This is a genomic window from Micromonospora sp. NPDC000442 (assembly GCF_042898635.1).
In the GTDB taxonomy this organism is placed as follows: domain Bacteria; phylum Actinomycetota; class Actinomycetes; order Mycobacteriales; family Micromonosporaceae; genus Micromonospora.
This window is the reverse complement of the sequence record NZ_JBIAYZ010000003.1, coordinates 236,931-251,290: the sequence shown is the minus strand read 5'-3', so window position 1 is coordinate 251,290 and position 14,360 is coordinate 236,931. Positions and strand designations below refer to the sequence as shown.

Here is a 14,360-nt window from a genome sequence, read left to right as displayed (position 1 = left end):
ATAGGTTGTGGGCATGGCACGGGCCCAGTTCAGCGCGGAAACCAGCGGCGGCGGTGCGTTCGTCCGCCAACCCAACCGCTTCACCGGGCGGGTGACCCCGCACTCGACCGCACCGCCGGGCGGCGGGCCGGACGAGCAGGGCCGCTGGCCACTGGAGCCGGGTCGCTACCGGCTGATCTGGTGCCGGGCCTGCCCCTGGGCGCACCGGGCGCTGATCGTGCGTAACCTGCTCGGGCTTACCGACGCCATCTCGCTGGGCACCGTCGACCCGATCCGGGACGATCGCGGCTGGCGATTCGCCCTCGACCAGGACGGCTTCGACCCGGTGCTGGGCATCGGCTTCCTCTCCGACGCGTACCTGGCCACCGATCCGGACTACACCGGCCGGGTCACCGTGCCGGCGTTGGTGGACACCCGTACCGGCCGGGTGGTCACCAACGACTACCCGCAACTGACCCTGGACCTGTCCACCGAGTGGCGGCGGCTGCACGCCCCGGACGCGCCGGACCTCTACCCGGTCGAGCTGCGCCCGGAGCTGGACGCGCTGATGGCCGAGATCCACCGGGACGTCAACAACGGCGTCTACCGATGTGGTTTCGCCACTTCCCAGCAGGCGTACGACGAGGCGTTCGAGGCCCTGTTCACCCGGCTGGACGCGCTGTCGGAGCGGTTGGCCGGCCGGCGTTACCTGATGGGTGACTCGATCACCGAGGCGGACGTGCGCCTTTTCACCACCCTGGTCCGCTTCGACGTGGCGTACCACGGACACTTCAAGTGCAACCGGCAGAAACTCACCGAGATGCCGGTGTTGTGGGCGTACGCCCGGGACCTGTTCCAAACCCCCGGTTTCGGGGAGACCGTCGACTTCGACCACATCAAGCGGCACTACTACGCCACCCATGACGAGATCAACCCGACCGGGATCGTCCCCCTCGGGCCGGACCTGCACGGCTGGACGACGCCGCACGGGCGTGGCTGAGCGAACGGCGGTGCGGCTGGCCGCCGGTACCGCCGCCGCCTGCGTCGGCGTCGGGGTGTCCGCGGTGACCCTCGCCGTGGTCGCCGGTCCCGGTCCGGGTCTGACCGGGTACGTCAGCGAGGCCGGCGTCGTCGGCAGCGGCTACACCTGGACGTACCGGACCGGCGTCTTCGCCCTGGCCACGGCGTTGCTGCTGCTCGCCGCCGCGCTGCGCTCCGGCGACAGGGCGTTGCGGATCGCGGCGGGGTTGCTCGTCGCGGGCGGTCTGGCGACTGTCCTGTCCGGCGCGGTGACCTGCAGCGCCGGCTGCCCGTTGCCGCCGTTCGAGCGGGCCACCGTGGCGGACCTTGTGCACGGCGGGGCCAGCATCGCCGCGACGGCGGCGGTGGTCTTCGCGATGATCGCCATCGTCCTCGCCCCGACGGCGCGGCGTCCGCTGCGCCGGACCGCCGCCATCGCGGCCACCGTAGCGCTACCGCTCGCCGGCGCGGTCGGCCTGGCCATGCTGCTCGCCGGGCGCGGTTCCCTGGTCGGGGTGCTGGAACGGCTGCTGCTGGCGGTGGCCGCACTCTGGGGTCTCGCCACCGCCCTCACCCTGGCCGCGCCCCGACCGGCCGTCACACCGACCGCCGACCCTGCGCAGCGGAGGACCCGTCCGCCGTGGCCGCCCGGTCCATCGGTCCCGTCAAGACGGCGGCGAAACGACCCGCAGCGGTGACCGACCCGGAGGTCGGGAAGCGAACCTCCTCGGCACGACTCAGCCGGCCAGGTGGCCCCAGTGTTGCTCCAGGTCACGCCACGGGCCCTGGGCGGCCGCCGTACCGGCGATGAGCACCACCACGTGGTCGGCCCGCACCAGCGCGGCCCGCTTCGAGGTGGAGCCGACCACGGTGACACCGCGGTTCCGCAACGCCTGCCACAGTGCCAGTTCGGTGGTGACGTCCAGCGCGGAGGAGATGTCGTCGGCCACCAGCAGCTCGGTACGCGGAGCCAGGGCCCGGGCCAGCGCCAGCCGTTGCAGCTGACCACCGGACAACCGGGTGCCCTTGTGCCCGATGAGCAGGCCGAGCCCGCTGCCGGTACCGGCCAGGTCGTGTTCGAGCTGGGCGGTGCTGACCGCGTGGGCGGCGTCCACCTGATGCCCGAGGGTGATGTTGTCGGCGACCGTGCCGGAGAGCACCCGGGGCAACTGACCGACGTAGCCGACCTGATTGGGGCGCAGGAACAGCTCCGGTTCGGTCACCGGCTCGCCGTTCCAGGTCAGCAGCCCGGTGTGCGGGGCGATGCCCGCGAGGGCGCGCAGCAGCGACGACTTGCCCGAGCCGACCGGTCCGACCACGAGGACCAGTTGGCCGCGTTCCACGGTCAGGTCCACGTCGCGTACGGCGGTGGTGCCGTCGGTGTGTCGGACGCCGAAGCCGACCAGTTCCAGCCGCCGCAGCGGCGTACGCGCTGGCACCGTCGGGGCGGGGGCGGTGCCGGCGGTCAGGTCGACGCCGGGCACCCGCGCCGAGTACGCCTCGATCCCGGTCATCTCCGCCGTCCGCCGGGTCCACACCCGCGCCGACGGCACCTGGGAGATCAACGAGGCGGTGGTCCAGGCGAACCAGCGTGCCGCGCCCAGCGTGGCTACCGCGACCAGCGCCGCCCCGGCGGAAAGCCCGCCGGCCAGGAACAACGCCCACACGCCGATCGGGAACAGCCCGCTGGCCACCGCCGGCGTGGAGCGCGCCCAGACCTGCACGGCGATCTCCCGGCGCTGCCGTTCGCTGCGTACGGTGTCGAGGTTGGCGAGGTGGGTCAGCACCGGTCGGGTGGCCCCGGCCAGCTTCACCGTGCGGGCCGCCGACAGCGTGGAGACCAGGGCGGTGGCGAAGGCTGCCCGGGCGGCGACGGTGTCCCGTGCCGCCCGCTCCAGCCTCGGTCCGAACGCCGTGGCGGCCAGCCCGGAGAGCACCATCGTGCCGAGGAAGAACAGTCCCGGCACCACGCTGTCGGTGATCAGGGTCATGGCGACCAGCAGGATCAGACCGACCGTCTGGTCGAGCACGTTGTCGGCGAGTTGGACCACCCGTTCGGTGTCGCCGCCCTGGGCGACCACCTCGGCGGGGGTGTGCCGGCTGACCCGGCGCGGGCCGGTCTGGCCGTACACCAGGCGGGCGCTGATCCGTAGCATCTGCCGTACCCACCAGGCGGGGAACCACAGGTGGGTCCAGTAGTGCGCCGGGATGGCGAGGATCAACCCGGCCGCGATACCCAGGGCGGGTAGCCAGGGGTCGCCGGTGCCGTCGACCACGTCGGCCCAGAGCCAGGCGAGCACCGGCCCATCCAGGCCGAGGATCGCCAGCACGGCGAAGATGCCCACCGCCGCCGCGCCGTACCGGGGGTCGTTGAGGCAGAGCCGAGCGATTTCCCGCAGGGTTCGTCCCCGGGACGCCGGCTGCCGGTCGTTCTCCGTCGCCGCGCCTGCGGTACCGGTGCCGGCTTCACGCCCGCCGGCCTGTCGGCCCTCCGCCGGATCGACCGGTTCCGGCCCGACGACCGGCGTGGGATCGCCCACCGGCAGAGCTGTCTCGACGGCGTGCCGAGCGGGCAGCTCAGCATCGGCCGGTGGTTGCGAGCCCGTGCCGTCGCCGGTCTCGCCGGGCAGCAGCACGTCCGCGCCGCGCGCGGCTGCCGGGCGGGTCGGCACGGGCGCGCTGATCGCGGTCGTCGGGCTCAACGTGCCGGCTGGCGTGGCCGCCGCCGGGTTGGCACCGACAAGCGCCGGCTCCGCCCAGATGCGGTCCGTCTCCGGCTCCGGCAGCAGCTCAGTTTCCGCGTCGACACCGTGCCCGCCCTGATGACCGGCCGCCAGCAGCTCGGCGAAGCGCCGCGACTCGGCCAGCGGGGCGGCCTCGACCACCGCGCCGTCGGCCAGCACCACCACCTCGTCGCAGCGGCTCACCGACGACAGCCGGTGGGCGATGACGATGCCGATCCGGTCGTGCAGCAGGCGCTCGGTGGCCTGCTGCACCCGGGTCTCGGTGACCGGGTCGAGTCGGGCGGTGGCCTCGTCGAGGATCACCACGTGCGGATCACGGACCAGGATCCGGGCGAAGGCGACCAGCTGCTCCTGACCGGCCGAGAGCACGTGGCCGCCCTCGCCGAGGCGGGTGTCCAGGCCGGCCGGCAGCTCGGCGATCCAGTTGGCCAGCCCCAGCTCGTGCAGAGCCCGGGCGGCGGCGTCGAGCAGCTCGGGGTCGAACAGCGCCACGTTCTCGGCGAGTGTGCCGGCGAGGATCTCGGTGCGCTGCGGCACCACGGCGACCCACTGGCGTAGCTGCTCCACGTCGAGGTCGAGCACGTCGCGCCCGCCGAGCAGGACCGTCCCCGGTGGCACGTCGACCGCCCGGGTGAGCAGCTTGGCCAGCGTCGACTTACCCGACCCGGTCCGGCCGACCAGGGCGTACGAGCGGCCCCGCACGAAGGTCAGGTCGATGTCGCGCAGTGCGGGGCCGCGATCGGCGTCCGGCCCGGTGCTCGGATAACGGTAGGTCAGGTCGCGGATGACCAGGTCACCGTCGCTGGGGGCGGCACCGCCGCTGGGTTCCTGCGGAGCCGCCGAGAGCAGTTGGACCCGCCCCCACGCGCCGAGGGCGTACTGCACCTCCGGCACCATCCGGCTGACGTGTTCGACGGTCATGCCGAAGGAGAGCGCGAGCAGCCAGATCGCGGTCATCCGGGCGGCGTCGACCCGGCCGGTGGTCAGCGCCCACACCCCGCCGAGCACGACCACCGCCACCCCGGCCCGGGTCACCCCGGCCGCGACGGTGTTGACCTGCGCCGACATCTGCCACACCCGGAGACCACGGCGCAGCACCTCGGCTGCCCGGCGGGCGTAGAGGCGGAGCACGTACGGCCGGGCCAGACTCGTGCGTACGTCGTCCTGGCCGTGGATCGCCTCCTCCATCACCGCCGCGAGGTCCGACCAGGCCGCCTCCTCGTGCATCCGGGCCGGGGCGATTCGGGCGGCGGGACGGCGCAGCGTGAAGGCGAGCAGGACGCAGAGCAGCAGCATGCCGACCCCGGCCGGCCACCAGACGGTGAACGCGGCGAGCGTGGACAGCAGGCCGACGGCCAACGCCTGGGCCAGCCGTACGCCGGGACCGCGCACCCCGGAGGCGACGTCGTACACGTCGCCGTCGATCCGGTCGAGCATCTCCCCCACCGGGGTCGTCTCCAGGGTTGGCACGGGCTGCCCCAGCGCCACCCGGCACAGTCGGCGACGCAGGTCGGCGGACCAGTCGGCGGTCACGCCGGCCATCACCAGGCTGACCACCAGGTCGCTGACGACCGACGCGACAAGCGCCACCGACAGCAGCACGAAGAACCCGACGGAGCGGTGCAACAGCACCGGCCCGGCGAGCGCGGCGGTGGCCGCCTGGCCGATGCCGCCGAGCAGGATCAGGACGACCACCAGGGTCATCCGACGCGAGGACGTGACCCACAGATCACGGAGCAGGCGCATGCGTCGGTTCCTCCGGTCTGGTGGCGGAGTTTCCAGCCTGCTTCGCCCGGCCGCCTGGCTCAACGTATTTTCGCCTGCGGCAGGGTGGGTGACGAAAATCTCCAGCCGACGGCGGCCGACTCAGAACAACACGGTCGCCAGCGCACCGACGGGTCGGAAGCCGCAACGCTCGTAGACCCGCCGGGCAGGCAGGTTGAAGTCGTTGACGTACAAACTGACGGTCGGGGCGACCCGGGTCAGCGCGTCACGGACCACCGCCGCCATCGCGGCGGTGGCGATGCCCCGCCCCCGCCACTCGGGTGCCACCCACACTCCCTGGACCTGCGCGGTGCGCCGGGTCACGACCGCCAGTTCGGCCTTGAACACCACCCGGCCGTCGACGAAGCGGGCGTACGCCCGACCCGAGCGGATCATGTCGGTGACCCGGCGTCGGTACCCGCGCCCGCCGTCGTCGGCCAGCGGTGAGATGCCGACCTCCTCGGTGTACATCGCCACGGCGGCCGGGAAGAGCCGGTCGAGTTCACCGCTGCGCACCCGGCGTACCTGCGGGTCGACGGGGACCGGGGGCAGCGCGTCGGTGACCAGCAACGGTTGGTTCGGGCGTACGTCGCGGGCCGGTCCCCAGGTGTCGGAGAGTCGCTCCCACAGTTGCAGCACGGCGTCGGCTCGCCCGACGATCGAGGAGCAGAGTCGTTCCTCGCCGGCCAGCAGGTCGGCGAAGGCGGCGATGGCCTGGGGGCCGGCCAGCACCGGGGTGAGGTTGCCGCCGAGCCAACAGACGGATTCGAGGTGGCGGCGGGAGCCGTACCCCAGGACCCGGCCTTCGGCCCGCCACCAGGCCAGCCCGCGCGCGGCGACCCGCTCCGCGACCTGCGCGCTGGCGAACGGGTCGAGATCGAGCAACCGCTCGACCGCACGCCGTTCCGATTCCCCGATTTGCCGCACCGGCGCCGTCAGCACGGTTACCAGCCTGCCAGATTCGTTCACCTTCTGTTGGCGGACGGTAACCACCGCCCAACCCCCTGCCCTCGTTGATCAAGAAGTTTTCGCCGGCTGCACCCGCTGATTCCGACCCAAACTTCTTGGTCAACAAGGCGACGCGGGGTGGGCGCGGGGCGGGGTGGGGGGTGGTTGGTGAGTTGTCGGCGTTGTGTTGGCGATATATCGTTGATGCATCAGTGATAGTTCCGGGAAGGAGAACAGGATGAAGTTTCATCGACGTGGGCATGGGCTGCACGAGGGGCGGATGCGGGGGTTCGGTTTCCCGCCCTTCCCGCCGGGGCCGCCGTTTTCGCCCGGCGGGCACGGGTTCGGGCACGGCCGAGGCGGTCGTGGACGGGGCCGGGGGCGCCGGCCGAACGTCCGCAACGCGGTGCTGGCCCTGCTCACCGAGCGGCCGATGCACGGCTACGAGATGATCCAGGAGATCGACTCCCGCACCGGCGGGAGCTGGCGGCCCAGCCCCGGTTCGATCTACCCGACCCTCCAGTTGCTGGAGGACGAGGGCGTCGTCGTCGCCACCGAGGAGTCCGGCGGTGGCCGCAAGCGGTTCACCCTCACCGAGCAGGGCCGGGCCGAGGCCGACGAGGCGGCCCAGACGCCGCCCTGGGCGGAGGTCGCCGAGGACACCATCAACAGCTGGCACGACATTCGTAACGCCGGCATGCAGGCGATGCACGCGCTGCGCCAGGTGATGATGACGGGCACCGACGACCAGCGGGAACGCGCCGCCCAGGTGCTCGACGAGACCCGCCGCAAGTTGTACGCGATCCTCGCCGAATCCGAGTGACCCCGGTACGCGCCGAGGGCGGCCACCCGGTGGGGTGGCCGCCCTCGTGCTGGTCGCGTCGTCAGTGCACGGTGACGGTGGCGCCGGGAACCAGGTCGCGTAGTTCCTCGGGCAGCTCGGCGCCCATCTCGTCGGCCAGCCGCAGCGCCTCCTCGATGAGGGTCTCCACGATCTGCCCCTCGGGCACGGTCTTGATGACCTGACCCTTGACGAAGATCTGCCCCTTGCCGTTGCCGGAGGCCACCCCCAGGTCGGCCTCGCGGGCCTCACCGGGACCGTTTACCACGCAGCCCATCACGGCGACCCGCAGCGGCACCGGCAGCCCTTCCAGGCCGGCGGTGACCTCCTCGGCCAGCTTGTAGACGTCCACCTGGGCCCGCCCACAGGACGGGCAGGAGACGATCTCCAGGCCGCGCTCACGCAGCCCGAGTGACTCCAGGATCTGGTTGCCGACCTTGATCTCCTCGACCGGCGGCGCGGACAGCGACACCCGGATGGTGTCGCCGATCCCCTCGGCCAGCAGCGCCCCGAAGGCGACAGCCGACTTGATGGTGCCCTGGAACGCCGGCCCGGCCTCGGTCACTCCCAGGTGCAGCGGGTAGTCGCACTGCTCGGCGAGCTGCCGGTACGCCCGGATCATCACCACCGGGTCGTTGTGCTTCACCGAGATCTTGATGTCCCGGAAGCCGTGCTCCTCGAACAGCGAGCACTCCCACAGCGCCGACTCGACAAGCGCCTCCGCCGTGGCCCTGCCGTACTTGGCCAGCAGCCGCTTGTCCAGCGAGCCCGCGTTGACCCCGATCCGGATCGGCGTACCGGCGGCGGAGGCCGCTGCTGCGATCTCCTTGACCTTGTCGTCGAACTGCCGGATGTTGCCCGGGTTGACCCGGACCGCCGCGCACCCGGCGTCGATCGCGGCGAAGACGTACTTCGGCTGGAAATGGATGTCCGCGATCACCGGAATCTGCGACTTGCGCGCGATGGCCGGCAGCGCCTCCACGTCGTCCTGGCTGGGCACCGCGACCCGGACGATCTGACACCCGGACGCCGTCAGCTCCGCGATCTGCTGCAACGTGGCGTTGACGTCAGCGGTCAACGTGGTGGTCATCGACTGGACCGACACCGGCGCCCCGCCACCGACCGGCACGGACCCGACCATGATCTGGCGGCTGGCCCGGCGGGGCGCGAGCGGCGGCGGCGGTACGGGCGGCATACCGAGACTGACAGCGGTCACTTCAGGCACTCACTTTGGGAAGAGGGTGATCGGGTTGACCACGTCCGCGGTGATGGTGAGCAGGGTGAACACCCCACCGATCAGGATCACCACGTACGTGAAGGGCATCAGCTTGAAGTAGTCCACCCGGCCCGGGTCGGGCTTGCGCAGCCGCGCGTACAGCCAGGAACGGGCTCGTTCGAACCAGGCGATGGCGATGTGGCCGCCGTCCAGCGGCAGCAGCGGCAGCAGGTTGAACACCCCGATGAAGAAGTTCAGCGAGATGAACAGCATGACGAAGATTTCCCAGGCGTTGTTGGCGACCGCCTCGCCACCGAGGACGCTGGCGCCGACCACGCTGATCGGGGTGTCGATGTCCCGCTCGCCGCCGGTGATGGCGGTCCACAGCGCGGGGATCTTCTCCGGCAGCCGCTGCAACGCCTGCGCGGTGGCCACCGCCATGTCGCCGATGAAGGTGCTTGTCGCGCCGACCGCCTCCACCGGGCCGTAGCTGACCAGGCCGGGGGTGCTGATGATCAGCCCGATGCCGAGCGCGGGCACGTCGGTGACCGGCCCGTCGGGGTTGTCGATCGGGGGACGCTTGGTGGTGCCCAGCACGGTCTCGACGTTGCCGGCCTGGCCGTCACGCTCGTAGCCGATGGCGGCGGTGGCACCCGGGCTGGCGGTCCGCAGGGCGGTGAGCAGGTCACCGTAGTTGTTGATCGGGGTGCCGTTGAACGAGGTGATTCGGTCGCCGTCCCGCAGCCCGGCCGCGGCGGCCGGGCTGGCCGCGTCGCTCGCGGTGCACTCGCGGTAGGTGGTGTCCGGCAGGACGCAGTCCTGGAGGGCGATCACCGCAGGCTCGGCGCGGACCTGTGCCTCGGTGGTCACGCGGTCCGGGTTGGGCAGGCCGAAGGTCATCGCGGCCAGCCAGGCGGCGAAGATCGCCAACCCGAAGTGGGTGACCGACCCGGCGGACATCACGATGGTGCGCTTCCACACCGGGTAGCGCCACATGGCGCGCTTCTCGTCACCGGGCTCGACGTCGTCGTCCTGCGGCGTCATGCCGACGATCTTGCAGAAGCCGCCGAGCGGGATGCCCTTGATCCCGTACTCGGTCTCGCCGCGCTTGAACGACCAGAGGGTGGGGCCGAAGCCGACGAAGTAGCGGGTGACCTTCATGCCGAAGGCCTTGGCGGTAAGCATGTGCCCGGCCTCGTGCAGGCTCACCGAGATGAGAATGCCGAGGGCGAACAGCACCACCCCGAACGCGAACGACATCAAGCTCCTTCCACCGCAGCAGCGATGATCTCCTGCGCGTGTGCGCGCGCCCACGACTCGGCTTCGAGTACGTCCTCGACGGTACCCGGTTCACCGAAATCGGGAGCTTCCTCCAACACGCGCTGCAACGTGTCGACGATGCCGAGGAACGGCAGCCGCCCGGCGACGAACGCCGCCACGCACTCCTCGTTCGCCGCGTTGTAGATGGCCGGCCGGCATCGACCGGCCTCCCCGGCCGCCTTGGCCAACGCCACCGCCGGGAACGCCTCGTCGTCCAGCGGTGCGAACTCCCAGGTGTGCGCCGTGGTCCAGTCGACGGCGGCAGCGGCCTCGGGCACCCGATCCGGCCAGCCGAGGCCCAGGGCGATCGGCAGCCGCATGTCCGGCGGGCTGGCCTGCGCCAACGTCGATCCGTCGACGAACTCGACCATCGAATGGATCACCGACTGTGGGTGCACCATCACGGTGATGTCGGCGTACGGCACGTCGAACAACTCGTGCGCCTCGATCACCTCAAGCGCCTTGTTGACCATGGTCGCCGAGTTGATCGTGACGACCGGTCCCATGTTCCAGGTCGGGTGAGCGAGCGCATGCTCCGGCGTGACCGCCGTCAACTCGTCGCGCCGCCGCCCCCGGAACGGCCCACCGCTGGCGGTCACCACCAGCCGTCGTACCTCACCCCGGGTGCCGCCGCGCAGGCACTGCGCCAGCGCCGAGTGCTCCGAGTCCACCGGGACGATCTGCTCCGGCCGCGTCACCGCGCCCTTGACCAGCGAGCCGCCGGCCACCAGCGACTCCTTGTTGGCAAGCGCGAGCGTACGCCCGGCGCGCAGCGCCGCCAGGGTCGGCGCCAGCCCGAGCGACCCCACCACCCCGTTGAGTACGACGTCGCACGGCCACTGCGCCAGCTCGGTCATCGCCTCCGGCCCGGCCACGATCTTGGGCAGCCTGAACTCCCCGCTGGCCCAGCCCCGCCGGCTCGCCTCGGCGTAGAACGCCAGCTGAAGGTCCTGCGCGGCGGACGCCTTCGCCACCCCGACCACATCGACGCCGAGTTCGAGCGCCTGGGCGGCGAGCAGCCCGATGTTGCCGCCGCCGGCACCCAGCGCCACCACCCGGAACCGCGCCGGGTTGCGCCGCACGATGTCGATGGCCTGGGTACCGATCGACCCGGTACAGCCCAGCAGCACAAGATCACGGGGGGACGTCACGCCGCCCATTCTTCCCCACCGCCCTCCGGTGCCCGGAAGGGCACCTTGTTGCGCCTGAGGTAGCGGAAGGGCCTCCCGGAAGGGTGGGAAGCTATTTCCCTTCCCGGTCCGCCTCCGGTGAGACCGGGCCTTCCGTCGAGTCAGCATCCTGCGGTGCCTCGTCGTCGAGCAGGTCTGCCGGGTCGACGGAGAAGTCGAAGGGCCGATTCATCACGAACGTGGTGCCGGCGGCGGCTGCCGCCAGCGGCCGGTACTCCCCCTCGACCAGTTCGAGCAGGGCGATGGTGGGCACCCGGTTACGCAGGTCCACCCGCAGGAAGAACGGCACGCCAGCGGCCGCGTACTCACGCGGTCGATCGATGACATCCTTGCGACGGTTACCCGGAGACACGATCTCACCCAGCAGCACTGCCGTCGCGATGTCGACGGCTGAGCGCCCTCCACCCGACGTGGTCAGTACCGCGATGTCCGGAATGAAGAGGTCTTTACCGGAAACGACGTTGATCTCGGGATAGACCCAGAGCCCGGCCCGGCGGGCAGCCCGGTGCAGCAGATAAGGCAGTTCACGTTCGACCGACTGGTGGTCAATTCCGGCGTGGGGTGTCACGATCACGCTTCCGCTCAGGACCTCAACCTTGGGGCCGTTGGTCTCCGGCAACAGGTCGAGGGCGAGCTGGGCGGTCCACGGCTCGTCGTGCCACCGCAGCACGTCGAACGACGGCCCGGTGGGCCGGTCGTCGGCACCAGTGTCCGGCGCGGGCTCGGGCGCGTACGCAGCCTGGGCCATCCGGGCTCACCCCCTCAGCGGAACATCTTGCTCAACTCAGCCTAGCCAGCACAGCCCGCACCGCACGCCATCGCACAACCTGTCCGACGCAGCCGGGGCGAACGATGTCGACCAAGCCGCCGACTGTGGGTACGTTTCTTGTCGTCGGGACAGCAAGAAACGCACCCACAGCTTGCGGTCGCGCCAGGTTCAGGCGCGGGGGACGAAGCGGCCCGTGCGCGTGGCGGCGACGAACCGGGTCCAGCTCTTCGCGGCGAAGCTCAGCTCCGCGCCCTGCCGGTCCTTGCTGTCGCGTACGCCTACCGCGTCGACAAAACCCGCCACCTCGACGCATTCACCGCTGCCGGACCGGGACGACGTGCGCCACACTCCGTCACGTCTCATGGGTCATCTCCTTCGCGATCGCCGTGATCAGCTCACGGGAGTCATCGACGTCGAGCGCCCGCTCGCCGAGCGAACGCCAAACTTCCTCGTAGGTCCGGTTCTCGTGCGGCTTGTCAAGGTAGACCGCGCCGCACGGACCGTCCATGTAGATCGTGGTCGGCTCCGGTTCCCGCACGTCGGTGGGGAAATCGAGCATGGTGAAGGTGCCCGTGTCGGCCGAGCGGAACAGCCGGCGGCCAACGGAAGCACCCGGATCTTGATGTTGTGCTGTCGGCCCGCCACCACCAGCGCGTCGAGTTGCCGGGCCATCGCCGCCCGGTCACGCAGCGGCCGACGTAGCACCGCCTCGCTGAGAATCACGTCGTAGTAGGGCGCGCGGGGCACCGCCCGAGCCAGCAGACGTTGTCTGCGCAATCGAACATCTACCTTGACCTGCTGCTCCGCCTGGGACAGAGCCGGATGGTTCGTCGCGATGACCTCAGTCATGTACTCGACCGTCTGCAACAGGCCGGGTACCAGGTCGGCCTCGTACTTTCGGATCTTGGTGGCGGCGGCTTCGAGGCCGACGTACAGCTTGAACCAGTCCTCGATCGCCTCGCCGTAGCTGTGCCACCAGCCGTGCGCCTTGGTCTCCCGGGCCAGCGACCGCATGGTCTGGATGGTCTCGGGGGTCGCGCCGTACACCCGACACATGGCTTCCACGTCGTTCGGGTGCATGGGGACCTGGCCGGTTTCGTACCGCCAGATTCGCGGCGTCGACCATTCCAGTTCCTTCGCGGCCGCCACCACAGTTACGTGTGCGTTTTCGCGAAGTTCTCTCAAATACCTGCCGAGTTGCCTACGCGGGACGGTGCTTCCCGGGTCGTCCACGTCAGCTCCTCTGCTGTTGTCGCGTAAGGCACCTCATCCCTTGATTCGCATTCTTCCGCAGAACATTGCGCCAGGCCAGTAGTGAAATCACCATCGTGGATGACCAGCCAATCCCCCTGGCAGGTCACGGCCGGAGCGGACGCCTCCCACGAACCTCATCCCGGCGTCCGCTCCGGCCCCGCAACCATTCCACAAGGGAGGACCATGGATTCGATCGACGAAGCCCTCGGCGAGATCCCACTGCCTCCCTACATCACCGCCGAAGATGTCACATTCGCGCTCCGGGCGATAAGCGTGCACGCCGCAGAACAATGGCCCGACGGCCCGCGCTGCCGCAACGACCGGGCACCCCACCCCTGCCGCCTGCCCTGACCAGCCTCGACGAGGCGACCGCACTCGCCGTGGCCCTCCGCGACTCCCTCGGCCACCTGACGGTCATCGACTTCGGCGAAACCACGCTCAGCGAAGAAGACCACCAAAGCCGGCGTACCCGAGTCTGGTGCGACACCCCACTCGACGGCCCTTACCGCTGCCGCCACCCCAGTAACCACCCCGGCCACTGCACCCGCAGCCGATCGTGATCCTTGCTTTGACGAGGCCGGGACGGTCGTTTCACGACGCCCGACATCTCGGAACATCAGTTCGCCGCGCTACTGACGTCGACGTAGCATTGCCTCAGCTCGCATGCGCATACTAGCCTCGACCTTAGTTGCCCCCGGCAACCGGAAACGATGTATTGGTATCTCCTCAGGGTCAGGTGCCTGGGGATCCCACTTACCCTCAAGAACAAATCCGAAAAATTCACGCAGTGCCGCGTTTCCGATTGCCGATATGGCAAAGGGAAAAGGATAGTCCTGGGGCACACGCCGACGAGGGCCGCCCCAAAAATCGTGTTCGAATGCCAAGGGTTCACCCACGGCCTCGATTACTCCATCATCAAATGAGATACTGACGCTACGGAGCAAAGCGCCGCCGCTCCAACATGCGAAGGCAGCCCAATCAACCGTGCTGTCCATGAGCACAAGATACGCAGATCGGTTCACATCTACGCTATGCACCAAAGGCGTGAGGGTGCTCGGATGAGTTTCGCTCAGACCACTCCACGTCACTAGATCGAGGCTACCAGCAGATCCGGCAGCTACGGTCCCGGGGTTGGGCCACAACGCAGCATCCAGGGTGCAGGTGTCAGCGTGAGCCCTTTCGACCGAACACCCAGTTAGCCTTTCGGCGAGAATGCGCGATGCAGCCAGGTCAGGCGACCAAGCGCTGTCGAACCCACTCCTTCTGGGTAGGTCTAGCGCGAAGGAGATAATTGAACACTTGGAACCCACTTCGC

General features: G+C 70.1%; 12 protein-coding genes and 1 pseudogene. 4 read left to right on the top strand and 9 right to left on the bottom strand.

What is annotated here, in order from left to right:
• Positions 1–13: 13 nt before the first annotated feature.
• Positions 14–979, top strand: a complete 966-nt coding sequence (locus ACFY2A_RS06110; RefSeq protein ID WP_387169092.1) for a glutathione S-transferase family protein — start codon at positions 14–16, stop codon at positions 977–979.
• Positions 972–1,697 carry a DUF998 domain-containing protein gene (locus ACFY2A_RS06105; protein ID WP_387169090.1) on the top strand — a complete coding sequence of 242 codons (726 nt, stop codon included), beginning with the start codon at positions 972–974 and terminating at the stop codon, positions 1,695–1,697. Before ACFY2A_RS06110 ends, ACFY2A_RS06105 begins: the two co-directional genes overlap by 8 nt.
• A 39-nt stretch (positions 1,698–1,736) precedes the next feature.
• On the opposite strand, the gene ACFY2A_RS06100 is transcribed toward ACFY2A_RS06105, so the two are convergent.
• Together ACFY2A_RS06100 and ACFY2A_RS06095 are read right to left on the bottom strand one after the other, a co-directional pair.
• Positions 1,737–5,489, bottom strand: a complete 3,753-nt coding sequence (locus tag ACFY2A_RS06100) for an ATP-binding cassette domain-containing protein (RefSeq protein WP_387169087.1) — start codon at positions 5,487–5,489, stop codon at positions 1,737–1,739.
• 120 nt (positions 5,490–5,609) lie between these two features.
• Positions 5,610–6,449, bottom strand: coding sequence for a GNAT family N-acetyltransferase (locus ACFY2A_RS06095; protein WP_363917071.1), 840 nt, complete (start codon positions 6,447–6,449; stop codon positions 5,610–5,612).
• 244 nt (positions 6,450–6,693) lie between these two features.
• On the opposite strand from ACFY2A_RS06095, the gene ACFY2A_RS06090 reads away from it, so the two are divergent.
• Positions 6,694–7,278: a PadR family transcriptional regulator gene (locus ACFY2A_RS06090; RefSeq protein WP_387169084.1), complete on the top strand. Its 585-nt coding sequence runs from the start codon at positions 6,694–6,696 to the stop codon at positions 7,276–7,278.
• Positions 7,279–7,339: 61 nt separating this feature from the next.
• Here ACFY2A_RS06090 and ispG read toward each other — a convergent pair whose 3' ends face one another.
• The 6 genes and pseudogenes from ispG to ACFY2A_RS06060 form a co-directional block, all read right to left on the bottom strand.
• Positions 7,340–8,512, bottom strand: a complete 1,173-nt coding sequence (gene ispG, locus ACFY2A_RS06085) for a flavodoxin-dependent (E)-4-hydroxy-3-methylbut-2-enyl-diphosphate synthase (protein WP_363917067.1) — start codon at positions 8,510–8,512, stop codon at positions 7,340–7,342.
• A gap of 9 nt (positions 8,513–8,521) precedes the next feature.
• Positions 8,522–9,772, bottom strand: coding sequence for a M50 family metallopeptidase (locus ACFY2A_RS06080; RefSeq protein ID WP_387169080.1), 1,251 nt, complete (start codon positions 9,770–9,772; stop codon positions 8,522–8,524).
• The gene (dxr, locus tag ACFY2A_RS06075) at positions 9,772–10,983 is read right to left on the bottom strand and encodes a 1-deoxy-D-xylulose-5-phosphate reductoisomerase (RefSeq protein WP_387169077.1); all 1,212 of its coding nucleotides are present in this window, start codon (positions 10,981–10,983) and stop codon (positions 9,772–9,774) included. The genes ACFY2A_RS06080 and dxr overlap by 1 nt, the downstream gene beginning before the upstream one ends.
• 91 nt (positions 10,984–11,074) lie before the next feature.
• Positions 11,075–11,770 carry a Uma2 family endonuclease gene (locus ACFY2A_RS06070; protein WP_387169074.1) on the bottom strand — a complete coding sequence of 232 codons (696 nt, stop codon included), beginning with the start codon at positions 11,768–11,770 and terminating at the stop codon, positions 11,075–11,077.
• Positions 11,771–11,959: 189 nt separating this feature from the next.
• Complete coding sequence (locus ACFY2A_RS06065) at positions 11,960–12,139, bottom strand: DUF397 domain-containing protein (protein WP_387169492.1); 180 nt, start codon at positions 12,137–12,139, stop codon at positions 11,960–11,962.
• A 4-nt stretch (positions 12,140–12,143) separates the two neighbouring features.
• Positions 12,144–13,024, bottom strand: a pseudogene (locus ACFY2A_RS06060) (helix-turn-helix domain-containing protein).
• Between the two features lie 204 nt (positions 13,025–13,228).
• Between ACFY2A_RS06060 and ACFY2A_RS06055 the strand changes: the two are divergent.
• The gene (locus tag ACFY2A_RS06055) at positions 13,229–13,396 is read left to right on the top strand and encodes a hypothetical protein (RefSeq protein ID WP_387169071.1); all 168 of its coding nucleotides are present in this window, start codon (positions 13,229–13,231) and stop codon (positions 13,394–13,396) included.
• Between the two features lie 278 nt (positions 13,397–13,674).
• Here the strand turns inward: ACFY2A_RS06055 and ACFY2A_RS06050 are convergent, their stop codons facing one another.
• Complete coding sequence (locus tag ACFY2A_RS06050) at positions 13,675–14,355, bottom strand: DUF6928 family protein (protein WP_387169068.1); 681 nt, start codon at positions 14,353–14,355, stop codon at positions 13,675–13,677.
• Between the last annotated feature and the right edge of the window lie 5 nt (positions 14,356–14,360).

What these genes read in the sequence shown, in the direction of transcription:
- ACFY2A_RS06110 (WP_387169092.1), top strand. Translation starts at nt 14, where the DNA reads ATGGCACGGGCCCAGTTCAGCGCGGAAACCAGCGGCGGCGGTGCGTTC.
- ACFY2A_RS06100 (WP_387169087.1), bottom strand. Translation starts at nt 5,489, where the DNA reads ATGCGCCTGCTCCGTGATCTGTGGGTCACGTCCTCGCGTCGGATGACC.
- ACFY2A_RS06090 (WP_387169084.1), top strand. Translation starts at nt 6,694, where the DNA reads ATGAAGTTTCATCGACGTGGGCATGGGCTGCACGAGGGGCGGATGCGG.
- ACFY2A_RS06080 (WP_387169080.1), bottom strand. Translation starts at nt 9,772, where the DNA reads ATGTCGTTCGCGTTCGGGGTGGTGCTGTTCGCCCTCGGCATTCTCATC.
- ACFY2A_RS06070 (WP_387169074.1), bottom strand. Translation starts at nt 11,770, where the DNA reads ATGGCCCAGGCTGCGTACGCGCCCGAGCCCGCGCCGGACACTGGTGCC.
- ACFY2A_RS06055 (WP_387169071.1), top strand. Translation starts at nt 13,229, where the DNA reads ATGGATTCGATCGACGAAGCCCTCGGCGAGATCCCACTGCCTCCCTAC.